We start from the raw sequence: 21,355 nt of genomic DNA on the forward strand, positions 1-21,355 counted from the left end.
TGAACGATCCGGCGTTGAACAGTCCGCATGCGCGCGCCGTCCGTGCGCCCCTTGAGCCGGGGCCGTGCCCCGGCTTGCTCAGGGCGCGGTCAGGATCCGCGGTCCGTCGTCGGTGATCGCCACCGTGTGCTCGAAGTGGGCGGCGCGGGTGCGGTCGACGGTGCGCAGGGTCCAGCCGTCGGGGTCGGTGAGATACGCGTCCCGCCCGCCCGCCAGGAACATCGGCTCGATGGCCAGCACCAGCCCGTGCCGCAGCGGAAGCCCCCGGCCGGGGCGGCCCTCGTTGGGCACCGGCGGGTCCTCGTGCATCCGGCGGCCGATGCCGTGGCCGCCGAAGTCCGCGGGGATGCCGTAGCCCGCGGCGCGCCCGACCGTGCCGACGGCGTGTGCGATATCGCCGATGCGCGCCCCGACGACGGCCGCCTCGATGGCCGCCGCCAGCGCCCGCTCGGTGGTCTCGACCAGCCGCAGGTCCTCCGGGCGCGGTGTGCCGACGATGAAGCTCACGGCGGCGTCCCCGGCCCAGCCCGCCAGTGTGGCGCCGCAGTCGATGCTCACCAGATCGCCGTCGCGCAGCCGGTAGCCGTCCGGGATGCCGTGGACGATCGCGTCGTTGACCGAGGCGCAGATGACCGCGGGGAAGGGGGTCGGGGCGAACTGCGGGGTGTAGCCGAGGAAGGGGGAGCCCGCCCCGGCCTCGTGCAGCACGCTCCGCGCCGTCTCGTCCAGCCGGCGCAGCGACACGCCCACCGCGGCCGCCTCCCGGACCGCGGCGAGCGCGGTGCCCACGACGCGGCCCGCCTCACGCATGGCGTCCAGGGACGCGTCCGTCTTGATCTCCACCATGGCCCGCTGCCTTCCGTTCGCGCCGGGTCCGGCCTCCCGACCGGCCGCACCCAATTCTTATACCGGTATTAGTATCACGGTCATGGTACGTACCCCTCTCACCCCGCTGGAGCGCGAACGCGGCCGCTTCCTCGGCGTGCTGCTGCGGCAGGCCCGCGGTGAACGCAGCATGGCCGAGATCGCCGCCGTGGCCGGGATCTCCGCCGAGACGCTCCGCAAGATCGAGACCGGCCGGGCCCCGACCCCCGCCTTCTTCACCATCGCGGCCCTGGCCACCACCCTGGGCCTCGGCCTGGACGAGATCGCCGCGCGCTGCGCCGCGGTCACCGAGCCACCGGAGGAGGACAGCGCGGCGGCGTGATCCGGCTCACTCCGGGCGCCCGTTCGCGGCGGCTTTTGTTGCGGGCGGATGAAATCCGCTCACCTGTGTGTTGGTGCCTTCCGGCAGGACGTGCGGACAGGAGAGGACACGGGGTGACGGACGGGGTGACGGATGTGGCGGCGACGGACGAGCCGGAGACACGACAGGGCTGGGTGCGGCGGCTGACCCGCTGGAGCTGGCGGTACCGGCGCAATGTGCTGCTGGCCCTCGGCTCCTCGCTGGGCGGGATGGCCGTCATGGCGCTCGTCCCGCTCGTCACCAAGCTGATCATCGACGACGTGATCGTCGGCCATGACCGGTCGATGACCCCATGGGCCACCCTGCTGATCGTCGCCGCCGTCGCGGTCTACGGCCTCACCTACGTCCGCCGCTACTACGGCGGACGGCTCGCGCTTGACGTCCAGCACGATCTGCGCACCGAGATGTACGCCTCGATCTCCCGCCTCGACGGCAGACGACAGGACGAGCTGTCCACCGGCCAGATCGTCGGCCGGGCCACCAGCGACCTCCAGCTGATCCAGGGGCTGCTGTTCATGGTGCCGATGATGATCGGCAACGTACTGCTCTTCCTGGTCTCCCTCGTGGTGATGGCGGTGCTCTCACCGCTGCTCACCGTGGTCGCGCTCGCCGTCGCCCCCGCACTGTGGGTGATCGCCTCGCGCAGCCGCGTCCGGCTGTTCCCCGCCACCTGGTACGCCCAGGGGCAGGCGGCCGCCGTCGCCGGAGTCGTCGACGGCGCCGTCACCGGCGTCCGCGTCGTCAAGGGCTTCGGCCAGGAGGGCCAGGAGACCGGCAAACTGCGCGGGGTCAGCCGGGAGCTGTTCGCCGCCCGGCTGCGCACCGTCAAGCTCAACTCCCGCTACACCCCCGCCCTCCAGACCGTCCCCGCCCTCGGCCAGGTCGCCATGCTGGCGCTCGGCGGCTGGATGGCCACCCGCGGGCAGATCACCCTCGGCACCTTCGTCGCGTTCTCCACCTATCTCGCCCAGCTGGTGGGCCCGGTCCGGATGCTCACCATGATGCTGACCGTCGGCCAGCAGGCCCGGGCCGGAGTGGAGCGCGTCTTCGAGCTCATCGACACCGAACCCGCCATCGAGGAGCGCCCCGACGCGCGGGAGCTGCCCGCGGAGGCGCCCGCCACCGTCGAGTTCGACCGGGTCACCTTCGGCTACGACCGTGACCACCCGGTGCTCTCCGACGTCTCGCTGCGCATCGAACCGGGCGAGACCCTGGCCGTCGTCGGTGCCTCCGGAAGCGGCAAGTCCACCCTCTCGATGCTGCTGCCCCGCTTCTACGACGTGACCTCCGGCGCGGTCCGGGTCGGTGGCCACGATGTGCGCGAGCTGACCTACGCCTCACTGCGCGCGGCCATCGGGCTGGTCCCGGAGGACAGCTTCCTCTTCTCCGACACGGTCCGCGCCAACCTCGCCTACGGACTGCCGGACGCCACCGACGAGCGGATCCGGGCCGCCGCCCGCGCCGCCCAGGCCGACGGCTTCGTCTCCGCACTGCCGCACGGCTACGACACCCAGGTCGGCGAGCAGGGGCTCACCCTCTCCGGCGGTCAGCGCCAGCGGCTGGCCCTGGCCCGCGCGATCCTCACCGACCCCCGGCTGCTGGTCCTCGACGACGCCACCTCGGCGGTCGACGCCCGTGTCGAGCACGAGATCCATGAGGCGCTGCGCGGGGTGATGGCCGGGCGCACCACCCTGCTGATCGCCCACCGCCTCTCCACGCTCGCCCTCGCCGACCGGGTCGCGGTCCTCGACCGCGGCCGTCTGGTGGACATCGGCACCGACGAGGAGCTGCGCGAGCGGTGCCCGCTGTACCGGCGGCTGCTCACCGACCCGGACGAGCTCGGCGGCGTCACCCGCGATCCGGCCGGGCGGCTCGCCACCGCCGGGGCCCTGGACGGGGAGCACGCGGCCGACTGCCTCACACCGCCCTCGCCGAACGGCGAGCACGCGGCCGATGGATCGCGCACCCCCGATCTGGCCGGGCTGACCACGGCGGCCCGGTGTCGCCCGCACGGCGGTGACGACCCCGAGCACGCCGCCGCCTCCGACGGCGCCGACCCGGCCGCCGCCCCCGCAGTGACCCCCGGACTCGTCACCCCCGGCCTGTGGGTGCGGCGCGAGGGCGGGACCGGCGGACCGGCCGTGAAGGACGGCGGCACCCCCGCGGCCGCACCCGCCCCCGGGATCGCCGGGGCGCTCGCCGGGATGCCCGCGACCCCCGATCTGCTGGCCAAGGTCGAGGCCCTGCCGCCCGCCGACGACCTCCCCGACGTCGACGAGGATCGCGCGGTGCGCCCCGAGAAGACGTACGGGCTGCGGCAGTTGCTGCGCGGCTTCGGCGCGCCGCTGCTGGTCTCGCTGCTGCTGGTGGCCGTCGACGCCCTCGCCGGGCTGCTGCTGCCGGTCCTCATCCGGCACGGCATCGACGAGGGTGTCCAGCGGCTGGCCCTGGGGGCGGTGTGGGCGGCGTCCGGGCTCGCGCTCGTTGTCGTACTCGCCCAGTGGGCGGCGCAGATCGGTGAGACCCGGATGACCGGACGGACCGGTGAACGGGTGCTCTACGCCCTCCGCGTCAAGATCTTCGCGCAGTTGCAGCGGCTCGGACTCGACTACTACGAGCGCGAGTTGACCGGCAAGATCATGACCCGGATGACCACGGACGTGGACGCGCTGTCGACGTTCCTCCAGACCGGACTGGTCACCGCCGTGGTCAGCCTGCTCACCTTCTTCGGCATCCTGGTCGCACTGCTGGTGATCGACGTCCAGCTGGCGCTGGTGGTCTTCGCGACCCTGCCGCCGCTCATCCTCGGCACGGTCTTCTTCCGGCGGCAGAGCGTCAAGGCGTATGAGCTGGCGCGCGAACGGGTCAGCGTGGTCAACGCCGACCTCCAGGAGAGCGTGGCCGGGCTGCGGATCGTGCAGGCGTTCCGCCGCGAGGGTTCCGGCCGGGAGCGGTTCGCCGGGCGCAGCGACGACTACCGCCAGGCGCGGGTCCGCGGCCAGTGGCTGATCTCGGTGTACTTCCCCTTCGTCCAGCTGCTGTCGTCCACCGCCGCCGCGCTGGTGCTGATCGTGGGCGCCGGACGGGTCGGGGACGGCTCGCTGACCGCGGGCGCGCTGGTCGCCTATCTGCTCTACATCGATCTGTTCTTCGCCCCCGTGCAGCAGCTCTCCCAGGTCTTCGACGGCTATCAGCAGGCCAGCGTCTCGCTCGGCCGGATCCAGGAGCTGCTGCGGGAGCCGACCACCACTCCGCTGCCCGAGGAGCCGCGCGAGGTGTCCGCCGTCCGCGGCGATGTCACCTTCGAGGACGTGCGCTTCCGCTACGGAGGTGAGGGCGAGGAGGCGCTGTCGGGCGTCTCGCTCACCATCCCCGCGGGCCAGACCGTGGCCTTCGTCGGGGAGACCGGCGCGGGCAAGTCCACCCTGGTCAAGCTGGTGGCCCGGTTCTACGACCCGACCGCGGGAGCGGTCCGCGTCGACGGCACGGATCTGCGCGAACTCGACCTCACCGGCTACCGCAACCGGCTGGGCGTCGTCCCCCAGGAGCCGTATCTCTTCCCGGGGACGGTGCGCGAGGCCATCGCCTACGGACGGCCCGGCGCGAGCGACGCGGAGGTGGAGGCGGCCGCGCGGGCGGTCGGCGCCCACACCATGGTGGCCTCGCTGGAGGGCGGCTATCTGCATCCGGTCTCCGAGCGCGGACGCAATCTCTCCGCCGGACAGCGGCAGTTGATCGCGCTGGCCCGGGCGGAGCTGGTGGGCCCGGACATCCTGCTGCTGGACGAGGCCACCGCCGCACTGGACCTGGCCACCGAGGCCCTGGTCAACCAGGCCACCGACCGGCTGGCGGGGCGCCGCACCACCCTGGTGGTCGCCCACCGGCTGACCACCGCGGCCCGCGCGGACCGGGTGGTGGTGCTGGACCACGGCCGGGTCGTCGAGGACGGCACCCACGCCGAGCTGGTGGCGCGGGGCGGCCGCTACGCCGTGCTGTGGCGGACCTTCACCGGCCAGGCGGCCCCGGTCGGCGCGTAACGGCGAGCGGTCGGCGCGGGGCGCGGCCGGGTCCTTTCGGACGGGCCGAGCGCCCCCGCCGTCCGTCACTCTGGGCGTTCGTCCGGGGTGACGCAGGGTGAGGTCAGGGCTCCATCCCACTGGCCCGCGCTATGCCCTCCACCTCGATGCGGTCCCGCTCCCGCTGCTCCGCCTCGGCGGCCACCCGCTGCTTGTGGCGGTGCAGGTAGTCGGGGTCGCCCACGCGGTCCTGGGGGACCAGCACCTTCATCCCCTTGGCGTGCGGGCTGTCGCCGAGATCGACCACCACCCGCTCGTCCTGGGAGGTGAGCAGACCGAACAGCACCAGCAGCTCGGCCTGCAAGGCGGGGGTGAACAGCTCCTTCTCCTCCGGACCCATACCGAGCTCGTAGGTCCCCCCGCGGACGGCCGGTGAGGTGCTCAGTTCGCGCAGCAGCCGCATCAGCAGCTCGAGTGAGCGCGGGTCGATCCGTTCCTGCAATTCCGTCAGATACCGCGTCAGCCGCTCGGCCCGTTCACTCCGGTCGTGCCGTTCGTCTCGGTCCATGTACGCAGCATGGGCCATCACAGCCCGCTACGAAAGAGGGCGGGGGTAACAACTCTCCGTATTCGGCCGTGGGTTGGCGGGAAGGAGAGACCACGAGGTCGTGTCGTTCGGATCTTCGCGGATCAGGCCGCGGCGTGGACCCGCGAAAGATCCGAACGACACGGCCTAGCGGCTCCGGGCGTGCCCCGAGTAGGTTCTCGGCGACCTGTGCGAATTCATGGGAAACCAGGGGAAGAAGAGGAGGCCGCATGGGCAAGGCGCTCAGATGGCTGTTGTCGCTGGTGATACTCGTGGGGGCGGCCGGATGGGGTGCGGGCGATGCCTCCGCGCGCCCGGCAGCCCCCCAGGAGCCGGACATCAAGGAACGGGTCCTCGACATTCCGGGGATGAGCTTCGTCGAGGAGAAGCCCTACGAGGGCTATCGCTTCCTCGTGTTCAACTACGCCCAGCCGGTGGACCACCGGCATCCGTCGAAGGGGACCTTCCAGCAGCGGTTCACCCTGCTGCACAAGGCGACGGACCGGCCGACGGTCTTCTACACCTCCGGCTACAACGTCACCACCACTCCGCGCCGCAGTGAGCCGGCGCAGCTGGTCGACGGCAACCAGGTGTCGATGGAGTATCGATTCTTCACGCCCTCCCGGCCGCAGCCCGCCGACTGGTCGAAGCTGGACATCTGGCAGGCCGCCAGCGACCAGCACCGCCTCTACCGGGCGCTGAAGACGGTCTACGGCAAGAAGTGGCTGGCCACCGGGGGCAGCAAGGGCGGAATGACGGCGACCTACTACCGCCGCTTCTTCCCCCGTGACATGGCCGGAACGATCGCCTATGTCGCCCCCAACGACGTGATGAACAAGGAGGACTCGGCCTACGACCGCTTCTTCCGCGGCGTCGGCACCGCCGAGTGCCGCACCAAGCTCAACGCGGTGCAGCGCGAGGCACTGGTGCGCCGGGACGAGATCGTGGCGCGCTACCAGAAGTGGGCCGACGACGAGAAGCAGACCTTCACCGTCGTCGGCAGCGCCGACAAGGCGTACGAGAACGTGGTCCTGGACCTGGTGTGGGCCTTCTGGCAGTACCACCTGCTGAAGGACTGCGCGGACGTCCCCGCGGCCACCGCCTCGACCGATGAGCTGTACGGCTTCATCGACGAGATCTCCGGCTTCTCCGCCTACACCGACCAGGGTCTGGAGACCTACACGCCGTACTACTACCAGGCGGGCACCGAGCTGGGCTCGCCCTCGTTCGAGACCCCGCACCTGGACGGGCTGCTGCGCTACCCGGGCATCTACGCCCCGCGCAACTACGTGCCGCGGGACATCCCGATGCGGTTCAAGAACCAGGCGATGCGTGACGTGGACAGCTGGGTGCGCCATGACGCGCAGCGGATGATGTTCGTGTACGGGCAGAACGACCCGTGGGGCGCTGAGCGGTTCCGGCTCGGCAAGGGCGCCAAGGACTCGTACGTCTACACCGTCGCGGGCGGCAACCACGGCTCCAACATCGCCGGTCTCGCGGCCGGTGAGAAGGCCAAGGCCACCGAGGAGGTCCAGCGGTGGGCGGGGGTCTCCCCGGCGGGTAAGCCGCTGGCACCCACCGACAAGCGGCTGGACAAGCGCGAGATCGAGCGTCAGCCGGTCCTGCGGCCCTGAGCGGACCGGCCGGGAGCACTCGTCCCCGTTCCGGCGGGACGTCAGGTGCGACGCGGGGGCCGGGGGCGACAGCCCCCGGCCCCCTTCCGTCTCCGGTCCCGTCTCCGGGTCAGCCGTACGAGAGACCGTGCCCGATCGGGTACAGCACCCGGGACGGCTCGTCCGCGTCCCGTACCGCGACCGGCAGACGGCCGCGCGGATCCGCCTTCCCCGCGATCACCCGGGCCGCCGCGCGCAGTTCCACATCCGTCCAGGAGTAGACGGCGAGCGACGCCCCGGGCTCGGTGTCCGCACCGCGCAGCCGCGCGATGTCGTACGGATTGCGGATGGCCAGGTGCACCACCGGCTTCCCGGTGGCCACCAGCGCCGAGACCAGGGTCCGCTGCGCCGACCCGGCGCCCAGGTTGTACGTCGCCACCACCACCGCGTCCCGGCCCCGGGCCGCCGCGACCGCCTCCTCGATCCGTCCCGGTGACGGATCGGGCGCGGTGCCCGTCCCGGTGGACAGGGCCTCCGCCGAGAAGCCGAGACCGTCCAGGGCGCGGGCGAGCACGGCCGTGAGCGGCCCGCCGGTCCCGGACGGCGACGCCGGGTCCACCCCCACCACCAGCAGCCGGTGGTGGCGCCTGCGGGACAGCGGAAGCAGCCGCTCGCGGTTGGTGAGCAGCGTGGTGGTGCGCTCGGCGATCCGGTCGGCGGCGGCGTGGTGCGCGCGGGTGCCCACCGTACGGTCCACTTCCCGGTCGCTGGTGTACGGATCGTCGAACAGGCCCCGGCGCGCCTTGAGTTCCAGGACGCGCCGCAGTGAGATGTCGAGCCGCGCCTCGGTGAGCTCGCCGTCCCGTACGGCCTTGTGGACCCCGCGCCAGGCGGCGGCCAGGTCCGGCGGGTTGAGCAGCTGGTCCACACCCGCCTTCAGCGCGAGCACCGGCACCCGGTCGTCGCCGTACTTCTTGCGCACGCCCTCCATACCGAGCGAGTCGGTGACCACGACTCCGTCGTAGCCGAGCTCTTCGCGCAGCACCCCGGTGAGGATGGGCCGGGAGAGGGTGGCGGGGTCGTCGGCCGGGTCCAGGGCCGGGAACAGCAGATGCGCGGTCATGATCGAGTCGATACCGGCGTCGATGGCGGCCCGGAACGGCGGTGCGTCCAGCCGCTCCCACTCCTTGCGGGAGTGGGTGATCACCGGCAGTCCCACATGGCTGTCCACGGTGGTGTCGCCGTGCCCGGGGAAGTGTTTGGCGGTGGCCGCCACCCCCGCGCTCTGGTACCCCGCGACCTGGGCGGCGACCAGGCGGGCGACGGCCCGTGGGTCGGCGCCGAAGGACCGTACGCCGATCACCGGGTTGGCCGGATTGACGTTGACGTCGGCGACCGGGGCGTAGTCCTGGCGGATGCCGAGCGCGGCCAGTTCGGCCCCGGCGATCCGGCCCGCCGTCCGCGCGTCCTTCGCGCCGCCGCCCGCGCCGAGCGCCATCGCGCCCGGCATGAGGGTGGCGGGTGCGCCGATCCGGGCCACGATGCCGTGCTCCTGGTCGGTGGAGAGCAGCAGCGGCACGGGGGCCCGGCGGTCCCGCAGCGCGGCCTTCTGGATGCCGTTGGAGAGCGCGGCGACCTGGTGGGGGTCGCGGATGTTGTGCGTCCAGCCGAAGTAGATGATCCCGCCGACGTGGTACTTCGCGATCAGCTCGGCGGCGTTGGCGACCCCCAGCTCCTTCTGGTTCGACGCCACGTCGTCAGGGTCGGGCGCGGTGGCCGAATGCCCGTACACCCGCATCACGAAGAGCTGACCGATCTTCTGGTCCAGCGTCATCCGTCCGATGAGCGCGTCGACGCGGTCGCGGTGGTGGTCGCGGGCGGTGTCCTCGCGCCGTGTGGCGGCCCGTTCCCCGGTCGCCCCCGCCCCGGCGCCGGAGCGGGCCGGGGAGGCGCTGGAGGGGGACGGACGGCGCGCCGGGGCGGCGCCGGGCGCCACCGGGGCGCAGGCGGTCGCGGCGGCGGCCACGGAGGCGGCGGTGGCGGCGAGCAGGGCGCGGCGTGACGTGGGCTCGGGCACCCGCACTCCTTCCGTCGGGGTGGAGGGGGGGCGGCTGGCGGTTGCTAGGACACGCTTCAGTGGAATGCGGATCCGGGTCAATGGGAATGGCTTTTTCGGTTCAACTTCGGTCAGGAGAAAACTGGTTCCGATGGAAGTCGTTCCTTCGGCACCACGAAGACGGCGATCAGATGGAACGGCGCGAAGCATTCCGGCGGTGGTGAGGGATGCCGCCCCGGGATGAGCGCCAGCCGGTCCCCGGACCGCTTCAGCGTCGCCGACGGCCACCGCGCGCATCCCGTGGTCGTGGACCAGCCGACCAGCGCCGACCGCGAGAAGTCGGTGTTCCGGGCCTCGGCGGTGATGGCGTCGGCCCGCTTGCCGAAGTGGCGGGCGAAGGCGTCGAGTCCGGCCCGGTCGCGCACCACGGTGTGGACCTCGGGGACACCGCCGGAGGTACTGGTGACATAGGCGAGCCCGGAGTCGATCCGTCCGCCGTGCGGGGACGGGGAGGCGCCGCCGCTGCTCCCGGGGCTGGCGCCGCTCGGGGGGCCGCCGCTGCTCCGGGAGGGGCGCGGGCCGTCGCCGGGGTGCTGCTGGCCGCAGCCCGCGGCGAGCGGCAGCACCGCCCCGACCAGCAGCGATGCCGATACCGCTCCGCGGACAATTCTCGTCGGCACACCGCTTGGACGCCGCGCCCCATGGGCCGGTTCCGGGCGCGGCGCGGCCGTCTCGCCGTGGTGGGTAACGGGACACACCCGCCCATAGTGACAGCTGGAGACGGCGCCCCGGGGCCCGTGCCGGTTCCCTGCCCTGGACGCGTCGGGGTCAGTGGGTCCGCTGGGGCCAGAGCTCGCGCAGCAGATGGACGGTCTCGGCGATGGCCGGGCGGCGGGAGGCACCGGTGCGCCACAGCGCGTACAGCCGCCGCGTCGGGACCGGTTCCAGGGGGACCGCCAGCACCCCCTCCGGCAGCGGGCCGCGCCCCAGGCGGGGCATCAGGGCGATGCCGAGACCGGCCGCGACCAGCGCGATCTGGGTGTGGTTCTCGGCCGCCTGGTAGGCGAGTTCCGGTTCATGACCCGACGCCCGCAGGGTACGGACCAGCCAGTCATGGCAGACCGAGCCCGGCGGCTGGCAGATCCAGCGCTGTCCCGGCAGGTCCTCACGGCTCAGCGGCCGCTTCCCGCCGCGTTCGGCCAGCGGATGTCCGGCCGGGACCAGGATGTCGCAGGAATCGTCCCCGACGACCGCCCGCTCCTGGCCCTCCGGGGCGGGCAGCGGCGCGATGTCCCAGTCGTGGGCGACCCCCATATCGATCACGCCCTGCGCCACCAGGTCCACCGACAGATGCGGATCCACCTCCACCAGGCGGGCGTCCAGCGAGGGGTGTTCCTCGCGCAGCCGCGCCAGCACCGGGGGCATCAGCCCGCGCGCCGCCGAGGGGAACGCGCCGATCACCAGCCGTCCGGTGGGACGGCCGCGCCGCTCCTCCAGCGTGGTCTCCGCGCGCTCGACGATGGCCAGCAGCTGCTGGGCGGTGGCGGCCAGGTGCCGGGCCGCGTCGGTCAGCGCGATGCCCCGGCCCTGGCGCTCCAGCAGGGTGGTGCGGGTCTCCCGCTCCAACTTGGCGATCTGCTGTGACACCGCGGACGGGGTGTAGCCCAGCGCCGTCGCCGCGGCGCTCACCGAACCGTGTACGGCGACCGCGTGCAGAGCCCGCAGCCGGGACAGATCCAGCATGGGGCGCCCTCCCTCTCGCCGTATGCGCTCACGGCAGCACCTTTCACATTCACTGCATCCAACCATGCAGATATCCGCGCTGGTGCTACAAGGTCACCAGACGTGATCCTCGACCCATGCGACCTGCACACATCGCCCTCGCCGTCCTTGTCGCCGCCGCCTGGGGCGTCAACTTCACGGTTATCGAAGTGGGGCTCGACCACTTCCCGCCACTGCTCTTCTGCGCCCTGCGGTTCCTGGCGGCGGCGCTGCCCGCGGTCTTCCTGGTCGGACCGCCCCGGGTCGCCTGGCGCTGGGTCCTCGGGGTCGGATTCGCCCTGGGGGTGGCCAAGTTCGGGCTGCTGTTCATCGGGATGCACGAGGGGATGCCCGCCGGTCTCTCCTCGCTCGTACTCCAGATCCAGGCGGTCTTCACCGCGCTGTTCGCCTCCGTGGTGCTCTCCGAACGCCCCACCCGGGTACGGCTGCTGGGCATGGGCGTCGCCCTCGCCGGGATCGCGGTGGCCGCCGCCGACGAGGGCACCTCCGGACCGCTGCTCGGCTTTGTGCTGGTGATCGCGGCGGCCGCCTTCTGGGGCGTCTCCAACGTCCTCATGCGCAAGGCCGCACCGCCGGACGCGCTCAGCTTCATGGTCTGGGTGAGCCTGGTGCCCGTGCTGCCGCTGCTCGGCCTCTCGCTGCTGTTCGAGGGCGCCGAGCCCGACCTGCGGGCGCTGGCCGGGATCGACTGGGCCGGTGCGGGCACCATCGTCTACGTCGCCTGGATCACCACCGTGTGCGGCTTCGGGGTGTGGGGCTTCCTGCTGCGCACCTACGACGCGTCCGCGGTCGCGCCCTTCTCGCTGCTGGTGCCGGTGTTCGGGATGTCGTCGGCGGCGCTGGCGCTGGGGGAGGGGATCAGCCCGGCGCGCTGGCTGGCGGCCGCGCTGCTGGTCGGCGGCGTGGCGCTGACCTCGCTTCCGGTCGCCCGGCTGCGCGGTCTGCTCAGGCCGCGTCGGCCAGCAGTCGCAGCAGATGCTCCCGCCCCGGGGCCAGCAGCCCTGACAGCTCCGGAACCCGCGGGTACCAGCGCTTCTCGTACTCCCAGCACAGCCAGCCGTCCCAGCCTTCACGGCTGAGCAACTCCACGCACTCGGTCAGCGGCAGCACCCCGGCGCCCAGCGGCAGCGGGGTGGTGTCGTCGACCGAGGCGATGTCCTTGACCTGCACATAGCCCAGCTGCGGGGCCAGCGCCGGATAGCTGGCCGCCGGGTCCTCCCCGGCCAGCCAGGTGTGCATCACATCCCACAGCGCCCCGACACTGCCGTGTCCCACGGGCCCGAGGATCCGCGCCGCGTCGGCCCCGGACGGATGTGAGTCATGGGTCTCGAGCAGCAGTCGCACCCCCAGGTCGGCCGCCTGCGGCGCGGCGGCGGCGAGCCGCCGGGCGGCCGTGGCGTCGGCCTCCGCGGCGCTCTGGTCGCCGCCGCCGGGGAACACCCGGACGTGCGGCGCGCCCAGGTCGTGCGCCAGCCGCGTCAACGCACCCAGCTCGGCCAGCACCGGCTCATCCGGCCCGGCCGCGGCGACCCGCGTGTACCCGGCCACGGTCAGCACCTCGACCCCGCCCTCCGCGAACTCCCCCCTCACCCGCGCCCGCTCCTCGTCCCCGATCCCGGGATGCACCGGCTCCTCCGGATGGGCCCGCAGTTCCACTCCGTGATACCCCCTGTCGGCGGCGAGCCGGACCACATCCCGCACGGCCATGCCGGGGACGCCGAGGGTGGAGAAGGCGAGCTTCATACGGGCTCCGTTGCTGGTCGGTGGATCTTCAACGCGAAGCTAAGCAGGGGCACGGGCGGGGTCAATCCCGCCGTGCCGGTCGGCCGGGCGACTGGGCGCGCCCGGCCGGGTGCGGTGCGCTCCCGGCGAGGCGATGGCTGATCGGGTGCCCGGCCGGACAGCGAGTATGCGCCCCCGGCCACGGGCCGTGCCCGGGTGGTGGGGCGGTATCGCTCCGGCCCCGCCCCGGCGTCCGGCCGCGCGGCGGCCATCGGCGCCCGCCTCGGGCATGTGGCCATGCCACGCTGCCCCGGCGCCCACGGGGCGGCGCCCCGTGCCGGGCTTGGCGCCCCGGCGAGGCGATGGCTGATCTGGCGCTCGGCCGAGCGGGGGGTGTGCCTGCCCGGGCACGCTGCCCCCGGCCGTACGGGCGGAGTCGGGACCGGGCGTGGGGGCGCTGCGACCGGCGGCGTGGCGACCACCGGCGTCGCCGGTTCGGGGCGTGTGTTGTGCGGGGCTCGCGCGCCGTGGCGGGCCCCCGCGCGCCGCAGGGCTTGTTACGGGCGCGGGGGGTGCTGGGCCTCAGAGGGGGTCAGGCGCCAGAGGGAGGTTCGTTCGGCGGCGCGGGCGGTGTGGAGGGGATCGTCCGGGTCGGTCGCGCGGCCGTGGGTGGGGCGGGTGTCGTGGCGGGCCAGCACCTTCAGGCCCGCCGCCTCGATCGCCGCCAACAGCTCCGCCCGCGACCGCAGTCCGAGGTGCTCGGCCAGGTCGGAGAGGACCAGCCAGCCCTCGCCGCCCGGAGTCAGCCGGGCGGTGAGGCCGTCCAGGAAACCGCGCAGCATCCGGCTGTCGGGGTCGTACACCGCGTACTCCACCGGGGAGGAGGGGCGCGCCGGGACCCACGGCGGGTTGCAGACGATCAGCGGGGCGCGGCCCGGTGGGAAGAGGTCGGCCCGGACCACCTCCACCCGGTCCGACAGGCCCAGCCGGGAGACGTTCTCCCGGGCACACGCCAGCGCCCGCGGATCCTGGTCGGTGGCGATCACCCGGGCGATCCCCCGGCGCGCCAGCACGGCCGCGAGAACGCCCGTACCGGTGCCGATGTCGAAGGCGGTCCCGCCCGGGGGCAGCGGCGCCTCGGCCACCAGGTCGACGTACTCGCCGCGCACCGGGGAGAAGACGCCGTAGTGCGGATGGACGCGGTCGCCGCCCAGCGCCGGTACCTCGACGCCCTTGCGGCGCCACTCGTACGCGCCGATCAGCCCCAGTAACTCGCGCAGCGAGGTGACCGAGGGCGCGTCGGACGGGCCGTACGCCTCCGCGCACGCCTCCCGTACGTCCGGTGCGCGGCGCAGCGGGACCCCGAAGTCGGCGTCCAGCGGCACCAGCAGCATGCCCAGCAGCCGGGCTCGCCGGGACTGCGCCTGGCGGTGCCGGTGGAACGCCTCGGCCGGGGACTCCGCGGGCGCCCGGCGTCCGCGCGCCCGGCGCGGGCCCCGGTCGACCCGGCGGGCCACCGCCGTCAGCAGCTGACGGGCGCCCGGGTAGTCGCCGCGCCACAGCAGCGCGGTGCCCTCGCACACCAGCCGGTAGGCGGTGTCGGCCGCCGTCCGGTCGTCGGCGATGTGGACCCGCCCCGGTGGCGGCGCGCCGCTCTCGGAGCGCCAGTGGGCGGAACGGGACCGGCCGTCCTCGGTCCAGTGGATGTGGATGACGTGCTGCGTGGTCAGGGGACACCCTTTGCTCATGCGCGTGCTCATGCGCCGTTCGTGTGGGCCGATCCTCGCCGTACCGGGGTGGGCGCGCGAGCCGTTTTCCGGACGGTGCCACCGGGTCGGTGCCACGGGTCGGTGATCCGGTGCGTCGGTCCGGTGCGTCGGACCGGTCGCGTCATGGCATCGGATGAGATGCGCTCAGCTGAGACCTCCGCCGGTGGCCTCAGCCCCGCGGCGGCGGCGCCGTGGACGACCGCGCCATCAGCTCGCCCCGCACCATCGCCACCCCGCCCGGCGGCTGCGGCTCGCGGCCCAGCGCCAGCCGCCCCGCCCGTATGCCCGCCTCGTGCAACGGCAGCCGGACCGTGGTGAGCGAGGGCACCGCGTCCGCGCTGAACGGCAGGTCGTCGAAGCCCGCCACCGACACGTCCTCGGGGATCCGCAGCCCCCGGTCGCGCAGCGCCGCGCAGACACCGAGCGCGATCGTGTCGTTGGCGGCGACGATCGCGGTCAACCCGCCGTCCCTACGGAGCAGTTCAAGGGTGGCGTCATAGCCGGAGGGGCGGTCGTAGAGACCGTGCACGGTCAGCCGCTCGGCGTCCTCGTCCAGCCCGGCCGCGGCCAGCGCCGCGCGATGGCCCTCCAGCCGGTGGCGGGTGGTGGTGCGTTCGGAGGGGCCCGCCACATAGCCGATCCGGCGGTGGCCGAGGGTCACCAGGTGCTCGGTCAGCCGGCGCGCCCCGCCCCGGTTGTCGAACGCGAGGGTCACCGTGTCCTCCAGCGGCGGACGTCCGCACAGCACCACCCGGGTGCCGGACGCGGCGAGCCGGGAGACCTTGGTGGCCACCGCCGCGGCGTGGTCGGGCTGTTCGGCCGCACCGCCGGTCAGCACCACCGCGGCCGCGCGCTGCCGCTGGAGCAGGGTGAGGTACATCAGCTCGCGCTCGGGCGAACCGCCCGTACTACAGATGACGGCCAGCTTCTCGCCCCCGCGCCCCGGAGTGCCGCCGGGCGCGCCCATCTCGGACTGCACCGCGCCCGCGATGATGCCGAAGAAAGGGTCGGCGATGTCATTGACCAGGACCCCGACCAGATCGGAGGTGGCGGCAGCGAGAGCGCTTGCCGGGCCGTTGACCACGTACTCCAACTCGTCGACGGCGCGCAGCACCCGGGTCCTGGTCGACTCGGCGACCGGGTAGTTGCCGCTCAGGACGCGGGACACGGTGGCCGCCGAGACCCGAGCCCGGGCCGCCACATCAGCCAGGGTCACTGCCATGTTTCCTCCGTCGTTGGTCACCTGGTGGTACGCCGCGAGCGCCGGTGGGGGCGGCGTACATGGTCTCACTGCCACCGTCACCGTGGTCCGGGATCGGGTGCGTTGGCCCATCCGTTGCGATGCGGCGTGCTCGTCCGCGGTCACTTCCCGGATGGCCTGAACTGCCCCGTGGCGACCGGGGTGTCCCATCTGTACAGGGTGGTGACGGACGGCTAGCGTGAAAGATCCAGAAAGCGCTTACCGTGCCGTCCGTGAGGAGAAGAAGCCACGTGACACGCAAGACCGTGCGGATCGCCATGAACGGTGTGACCGGCCGGATGGGCTATCGCCAGCATCTCGTCCGGTCCCTCCTCGCCCTGCGCGAACAGGGCGGTCTCGATCTGGGCGACGGCCGGACGCTCTGGCCGCGGCCGCTGCTCGTCGGCCGCCGGGAGCACGCGCTGAAGGCGATCGCCGCGCGCCACGGACTCGATCCGGTCGACGACGTGTCCACCGACGTGGACGCCGTCCTGGCCGACGAGAGCGTGGACGTCTACTTCGACGCACAGGTCACCGCGGCCCGCGAGGACGCCCTCAAGAAGGCCATCGCGGCGGGTAAGCACATCTACACCGAGAAGCCGACGGCCACCGGTCTGGACGCGGCGCTGGAGCTGGCCCGGATGGCGCGCGCGGCGGGCGTCAGACACGGGGTCGTCCAGGACAAGATCTTCCTCCCGGGGCTGCTGAAGCTGAAGCGCCTGGTCGACGGCGGTTTCTTCGGCCGGATCCTGTCGGTGCGCGGCGAGTTCGGCTACTGGGTCTTCGAGGGCGACTGGCAGGACGCCCAGCGGCCGTCCTGGAACTACCGCGCGGAGGACGGCGGTGGCATCGTCGTCGACATGTTCCCGCACTGGGAGTACGTGCTGCATGAGCTGTTCGGCCCCGTGCGCAGCGTCCAGGCCCAGGCCACCACCCATATCCCGACCCGCTGGGACGAGCGGGGCAAGCCGTACGACGCCACCGCCGAGGACGCCGCGTACGGCGTCTTCCGGCTCGAAGGCGGTGCCATCGCGCAGATCAACTCCTCCTGGGCGGTCCGCGTCCACCGCGACGAACTGGTGGAGTTCCAGGTGGACGGCACCGAGGGCTCGGCCGTCGCGGGGCTGCGCGGCTGTCGGGTCCAGCACCGCTCGGCCACCCCCAAACCGGTCTGGAACCCCGACCTCCCGGCCACCGAGTCCTTCCGCGGCCAGTGGCAGGAGGTCCCGGACAACGGGGAGTTCGACAACGGCTTCAAGACACAGTGGGAGCTGTTCCTGCGCCATGTGGTGCTCGACGAACCCTGGCGCTGGGACCTGCTGGCGGGCGCCCGCGGGGTCCAACTGGCCGAGCTGGGGCTGAAGTCGTCGGCCGAGGGCCGTCGGCTGGACGTACCGGAGCTGAGCCTGTGATCCTCCGCCTCCCCGCACCGGGCGGTGCGACCCGCCCCCACCGGCCGTGTGCCGAACCCGCCCGCCTCGCCCCGGGCGGCGCCCCGCTCACCTCCCGCGTGGTGTTCGCGGCCGCCCATGTGGTCGCCGATCCCTACGCCGACACCCACCCCGGCGGCCCGGCCGCCGTGGACTGGGACGCGACCCTCGCCTTCCGCCGCCATCTGTGGTCCCACGGACTGGGCGTGGCCGAGGCGATGGACACCGCCCAGCGCGGTATGGGGCTGGACTGGGCGGGCGCGGCAGAGTTGATCCGCCGTACGGCCGCCGAGGCCCGGGCGGTGGGCGGACGGCTCGTCTGCGGTGCGGGCACCGATCAGCTCGCCGTCACCGGGATCGGCCGTCCGTACGGTCTGGACGAGGTGCGCGCCGCCTACGAGGAACAGCTCGCCGTATGCGAGGAGTCCGGCGCCCGGACGGTGCTGATGGCCTCGCGGGCGCTGGCCGCCGTGGCCAAGGGCCCGGAGGACTACCTGGAGCTCTACGGCCGTCTGCTGGAGCAGGTGGCCGCGCCCGTCGTGCTCCACTGGCTGGGCCCGATGTTCGACCCGGCGCTGGAGGGCTACTGGGGAAGTGCCGACCCGGACGCCGCCACCCGCACCGTACTGGAGCTGATCGCCGCCCATCCGGACAAGGTCGACGGCATCAAGGTCTCGCTGCTCGACGCCGGTCGCGAGATCGGGCTGCGCCGTCTTCTGCCGGACGGGGTGCGCTGCTACACGGGTGACGACTTCCACTACCCCGAGCTGATCGAGGGCGACGACCACGGCGCCAGCCACGCCCTGCTGGGTGTCCTCGACCCGCTCGGGCCGCTGGCCGCCGAGGCGGTCCGGGCGCTGGACGCGGGCGACGCGCCGGGCTTCCGCGCGCTGCTGGACCCGACGGTGGAGCTGGCCCGCCACCTCTTCCAGGAGCCGACGCGCTTCTACAAGACCGGGGTGGTGCTGCTGGCGTGGCTGGCCGGGCACCAGTCGCACTTCACGATGGTGGGCGGCCTCCAGTCGGCCCGTTCGCTGCCGCATCTGGCCCGGGCGTACGAACTGGCCGACGGGCTGGGCCTGTTCCCGGACCCGGAGGCGGCCGCCGCGCGGATGCGGCAGCTGCTGATCGTCCAGGGGGTCGCGCAGTGAGCGCGGTGCGCGGTCCCGACCGGCTCGGCCGACTCAGCCTCAACCAGGAGACCGTGCGCCAGTGGTCGCTGCCGGAGCTGGCCGAGGGCTGTGCGGCGGCCGGTGTGCGCGGTGTCGGCCTGTGGCGGGGGCCCGTCCAGGCGTACGGCGTCGAGGCCGCCGCCCGGCTGATGCGCACCGCCGGGCTGACCGTCACCTCGCTCTGCCGGGGCGGTTTCTTCACCGCCGACGACCCCGCGGAGCGGGCCTCCGCGCTCGACGACAACCGCGCCGCGCTCGACGAGGCCGCCACCCTCGGCACCGGCACCCTCGTCCTGGTCTCCGGCGGTCTGCCGCCCGGCAGCCGCGATCTGTCCGGCGCCCGCGAGCGGGTCGCGGACGCGCTGGGGGAGCTCAGCCCGTACGCCGCCGAGCGCGGGGTGCGGCTGGCCGTCGAACCGCTGCACCCCATGTACGCCGCCGACCGCTGTGTGGTCTCGACCCTCGCCCAGGCGCTGGACCTGGCCGAGCGGTTCCCGGCCGAGCGGGTGGGCGTGGTGGTGGACACCTACCACCTGTGGTGGGACGACACCGTGGCCGCCCAGATCGCCCGGGCGGGCGCGGGCGGCCGGATCGCCGCCTTCCAACTCGCGGACTGGATCACTCCGCTCCCGGCGGGGGTGCTGCTGGGGCGCGGACAGCTCGGGGACGGCTCGATCGATCTGCGGTGGTTCCGCGAGCGGGTCGACGCGGCCGGGTACGACGGGCCGATCGAGGTCGAGATCTTCAGCCCGGCGCTATGGGAGCGGGACGGCGCGGAGGTACTGGCGGAAGTCGCCGACCGCTACGCGTCCTTGGTGCTGCCCGAGCCGCCGGACCCGTCCGCGTCGTCCGCGGCGCCCGGCCTACGGCGACTGCGCGCCCGCTGACGTGGGGACCGCACTGTCCGGTCGCGAACCGGACGGATCGGGCAGTGGTGTCTCGCTGGGCCGGGGCGTCGGGGCGTCCGAGGTACGGGGGTCGCGGGCGGGCGGCGCCGGGCGGTCCGGCTCCTGGCCGGGGCCGGTGGGGAGCAGCAGAAGGCAGACGGCCACCACGGCCGCCGCGGCCACGAGGACGACGGAGGCGGCGCGCCGGATCCTCCGGGTCCCCCAGGCCGGTCCGGTAGGCGGCCGGGCGGGGGTCAGCGTATGCGGGGTGATGAGCCGCGCGCGGGCCTCGAGCGCGGCGCGCAGGCGGGTCTCGACGGCGCGGTGCCGGTCCGCAGCACCGGGGGATGGAGCCCTCATCGATCCGCCTCCAGCAGTTTCTCCAGGGTGTCCAGCGCACGGCTCGCGGTGGACTTCACGGTGCCTCGGGACACGTTCAGGGTCTCCGCTATCTGTGCCTCGGTCAGATCGGACCAGTAGCGCAGGACGAGGACCTCGCGCTGCCGCCGGGTGAGTCTCGCCAGGGCGTCCAGGACTTCCCGGTGCTCCTCGGCGAGCAGCAGCCGCTCGTCGACCGGCGCCCCCTCGGTGTGGTGTGGCGGGGTGTACGCCCGCGCCGTACGCCGGCGGCGCAGCACCGAGCGGGCGCCGTTGACCACCGCCGTATGCAGATAGGCATGTGCGTCCTGGAGGCTGTCCAGGCGCGAGCCGTGTCGACGGCAGACGGCGGCGAAGGCTTCCTGGACGACGTCCTCGGCGGTATGCCGGTCGTCCACCAGGGAGACCGCCAGCCGGATCATGTCGAGCCGCCGGGCCCGGTACAGGTCGTCCAGCGTGGGCCGCGGTTCCGCGTCACCGCCCCGCCGGACGGGCCCCAGCAGCCGTAGCCCGCGCCGTTCGGCGGTCCGCTCCGCGTCCGCGGCCGGTGCCCCCGCGTGCCGGGCGGGAGCGGTACGCGCCCGGCGCAGCAGCCGGTCCCACCAGCCCGGCCGGCGGACCCCCGGCAGGATGTACGTGAGCTCCATCTTCTTCGTCCACCTCATGGGGCAGGGCCGAATGCCGTATCCGGCCCTGCCCGGCTACTGGCTGGGAGCCGGTTATCGGCTGCTGGACTTGGTGGGGGACTTGGAGGGTACGGGCTTGGCCGTGGCGCCGGTGTGTCCGGGCTTGGTCGGGGAGGCGGAGGGTACGGGCTTGGCCACCGAGGCGCCGGTGTGTCCGGGCTTGGTGGGGGACGCGGAAGGCACGGGCTTGGCCGAGGCGCCGGTGTGTCCGGGCTTGGTGGGAGACACGGCGGGCTTCGGCTCGGCCGAGGTGCCGGTGTGTCCGGGCTTGGTCGGAGAGGCGGAGGGCTTCGGCTTCGCCGGCGCTTCCGTCCCCTTCGGACGGGGGTGTTCGTCGCCCCCGCCGGTGGCGGCCTGGGCGGCGAGCCCACCGCCCAGTATCAGGGCGAATCCGGCCGTGGACCCCACGACCCAGGTACGCAGGCGACGCGACTTGCCGGAACGGTTGTGCTGCATAGGGAACGACTCCCGAAGTGAGGTGAGGACTCTGGTGGGTGAGGCGGGGATCCAAGGCCGAAGGTCATGCCGAGGAATCCCGCCTTCAACCCACCAGACGTGCGGCCCGCCCCCGGGTTGTCGCACCTCGGAGAATTACCCGAACCGCCCTCCCGGCGGCCGGAATCGGCTTCGGGTACCTGACATTGCGTAACAGATCGATAACTCGCGGAAATCGTGCAACCCTTCCCGGCCCCGGCGGGTCGTACGGGGCGTCGGGCTTCCTGGGGAGGGATCCGGGGGGATCGAGAGGAAGCCCGGAGGAGGGGGAAACGAG

Annotated in this window: 17 protein-coding genes and 1 pseudogene; 7 read left to right on the top strand and 11 right to left on the bottom strand. The window is 73.4% G+C overall.

Going from position 1 to position 21,355, the window contains the following annotated elements:
• Positions 1 to 78 precede the first annotated feature (78 nt).
• Entirely contained in the window at positions 79 to 846 is a 768-nt protein-coding gene (gene map / locus AB0C66_RS06265; RefSeq protein ID WP_362433587.1) for a type I methionyl aminopeptidase, read from the bottom strand.
• Between the two features lie 82 nt (positions 847 to 928).
• Between map and AB0C66_RS06270 the strand changes: the two genes are divergently transcribed.
• Positions 929 to 1,207: a helix-turn-helix transcriptional regulator gene (locus tag AB0C66_RS06270; protein ID WP_362433589.1), complete on the top strand. Its 279-nt coding sequence runs from the start codon at positions 929 to 931 to the stop codon at positions 1,205 to 1,207.
• A 113-nt stretch (positions 1,208 to 1,320) separates the two neighbouring features.
• Positions 1,321 to 5,283, top strand: a complete 3,963-nt coding sequence (locus tag AB0C66_RS06275; protein WP_362433592.1) for an ABC transporter ATP-binding protein — start codon at positions 1,321 to 1,323, stop codon at positions 5,281 to 5,283.
• A 103-nt stretch (positions 5,284 to 5,386) separates the two neighbouring features.
• Here the strand turns inward: AB0C66_RS06275 and AB0C66_RS06280 are convergent, their stop codons facing one another.
• Positions 5,387 to 5,830: a hypothetical protein gene (locus AB0C66_RS06280; protein ID WP_362433595.1), complete on the bottom strand. Its 444-nt coding sequence runs from the start codon at positions 5,828 to 5,830 to the stop codon at positions 5,387 to 5,389.
• Positions 5,831 to 6,078: 248 nt separating this feature from the next.
• Between AB0C66_RS06280 and AB0C66_RS06285 the strand changes: the two genes are divergently transcribed.
• Positions 6,079 to 7,482, top strand: a complete 1,404-nt coding sequence (locus AB0C66_RS06285; RefSeq protein ID WP_362433597.1) for a S28 family serine protease — start codon at positions 6,079 to 6,081, stop codon at positions 7,480 to 7,482.
• A 109-nt stretch (positions 7,483 to 7,591) separates the two neighbouring features.
• Here AB0C66_RS06285 and AB0C66_RS06290 read toward each other — a convergent pair whose 3' ends face one another.
• The 3 genes from AB0C66_RS06290 to AB0C66_RS06300 all read right to left on the bottom strand — a co-directional run bounded on the left by AB0C66_RS06290 (position 7,592) and on the right by AB0C66_RS06300 (position 11,260).
• Positions 7,592 to 9,538 carry a glycoside hydrolase family 3 protein gene (locus AB0C66_RS06290; protein ID WP_362433599.1) on the bottom strand — a complete coding sequence of 649 codons (1,947 nt, stop codon included), beginning with the start codon at positions 9,536 to 9,538 and terminating at the stop codon, positions 7,592 to 7,594.
• 110 nt (positions 9,539 to 9,648) lie between these two features.
• The gene (locus AB0C66_RS06295; RefSeq protein ID WP_362433601.1) at positions 9,649 to 10,197 is read right to left on the bottom strand and encodes a hypothetical protein; all 549 of its coding nucleotides are present in this window, start codon (positions 10,195 to 10,197) and stop codon (positions 9,649 to 9,651) included.
• Between the two features lie 148 nt (positions 10,198 to 10,345).
• Entirely contained in the window at positions 10,346 to 11,260 is a 915-nt protein-coding gene (locus AB0C66_RS06300; protein WP_362433603.1) for a LysR family transcriptional regulator, read from the bottom strand.
• A gap of 116 nt (positions 11,261 to 11,376) precedes the next feature.
• Here AB0C66_RS06300 and AB0C66_RS06305 point away from each other — a divergent pair.
• Positions 11,377 to 12,216 (top strand): annotated as a pseudogene (locus AB0C66_RS06305) (EamA family transporter); the annotation flags it as partial.
• Positions 12,217 to 12,244: 28 nt separating this feature from the next.
• Here the strand turns inward: AB0C66_RS06305 and AB0C66_RS06310 are convergent.
• From AB0C66_RS06310 to AB0C66_RS06320, 3 genes are all read right to left on the bottom strand, one after another.
• Complete coding sequence (locus AB0C66_RS06310; protein ID WP_362433605.1) at positions 12,245 to 13,042, bottom strand: sugar phosphate isomerase/epimerase family protein; 798 nt, start codon at positions 13,040 to 13,042, stop codon at positions 12,245 to 12,247.
• Positions 13,043 to 13,578: 536 nt separating this feature from the next.
• Positions 13,579 to 14,769 (bottom strand): class I SAM-dependent methyltransferase, encoded by a 1,191-nt coding sequence (locus AB0C66_RS06315; protein ID WP_362433608.1) that lies wholly within the window; start codon positions 14,767 to 14,769, stop codon positions 13,579 to 13,581.
• A gap of 190 nt (positions 14,770 to 14,959) precedes the next feature.
• The gene (locus AB0C66_RS06320; protein ID WP_362433610.1) at positions 14,960 to 16,012 is read right to left on the bottom strand and encodes a LacI family DNA-binding transcriptional regulator; all 1,053 of its coding nucleotides are present in this window, start codon (positions 16,010 to 16,012) and stop codon (positions 14,960 to 14,962) included.
• Between the two features lie 269 nt (positions 16,013 to 16,281).
• Here AB0C66_RS06320 and AB0C66_RS06325 point away from each other — a divergent pair, with 269 nt between their 5' ends.
• The 3 genes from AB0C66_RS06325 to AB0C66_RS06335 are packed head-to-tail and all read left to right on the top strand — an operon-like array spanning position 16,282 to position 19,519.
• On the top strand, positions 16,282 to 17,442 hold the full coding sequence (locus AB0C66_RS06325) for a Gfo/Idh/MocA family oxidoreductase (protein WP_362433612.1): 1,161 nt from the start codon (positions 16,282 to 16,284) through the stop codon (positions 17,440 to 17,442).
• A complete protein-coding gene (locus AB0C66_RS06330; RefSeq protein WP_362433615.1) occupies positions 17,439 to 18,611 on the top strand; it encodes a dihydrodipicolinate synthase family protein in 1,173 nt (390 codons plus the stop codon). Before AB0C66_RS06325 ends, AB0C66_RS06330 begins: the two co-directional genes overlap by 4 nt.
• Positions 18,608 to 19,519: a sugar phosphate isomerase/epimerase family protein gene (locus AB0C66_RS06335; protein ID WP_362433618.1), complete on the top strand. Its 912-nt coding sequence runs from the start codon at positions 18,608 to 18,610 to the stop codon at positions 19,517 to 19,519. Before AB0C66_RS06330 ends, AB0C66_RS06335 begins: the two co-directional genes overlap by 4 nt.
• Here the strand turns inward: AB0C66_RS06335 and AB0C66_RS06340 are convergent.
• The 3 genes from AB0C66_RS06340 to AB0C66_RS06350 all read right to left on the bottom strand — a co-directional run bounded on the left by AB0C66_RS06340 (position 19,496) and on the right by AB0C66_RS06350 (position 21,039).
• Positions 19,496 to 19,879 carry a hypothetical protein gene (locus AB0C66_RS06340; RefSeq protein WP_362433620.1) on the bottom strand — a complete coding sequence of 128 codons (384 nt, stop codon included), beginning with the start codon at positions 19,877 to 19,879 and terminating at the stop codon, positions 19,496 to 19,498. The two genes, AB0C66_RS06335 and AB0C66_RS06340, sit on opposite strands and share 24 nt — an antisense overlap.
• Positions 19,876 to 20,544 (bottom strand): sigma-70 family RNA polymerase sigma factor, encoded by a 669-nt coding sequence (locus AB0C66_RS06345; protein ID WP_362433623.1) that lies wholly within the window; start codon positions 20,542 to 20,544, stop codon positions 19,876 to 19,878. Before AB0C66_RS06345 ends, AB0C66_RS06340 begins: the two co-directional genes overlap by 4 nt.
• 72 nt (positions 20,545 to 20,616) lie before the next feature.
• Positions 20,617 to 21,039, bottom strand: a complete 423-nt coding sequence (locus tag AB0C66_RS06350; protein ID WP_362433625.1) for a hypothetical protein — start codon at positions 21,037 to 21,039, stop codon at positions 20,617 to 20,619.
• Positions 21,040 to 21,355: the final 316 nt, after the last annotated feature.

This window comes from Streptomyces sp. NPDC048636 (assembly GCF_040650655.1).
Taxonomy (GTDB): Bacteria; Actinomycetota; Actinomycetes; order Streptomycetales; family Streptomycetaceae; genus Streptomyces.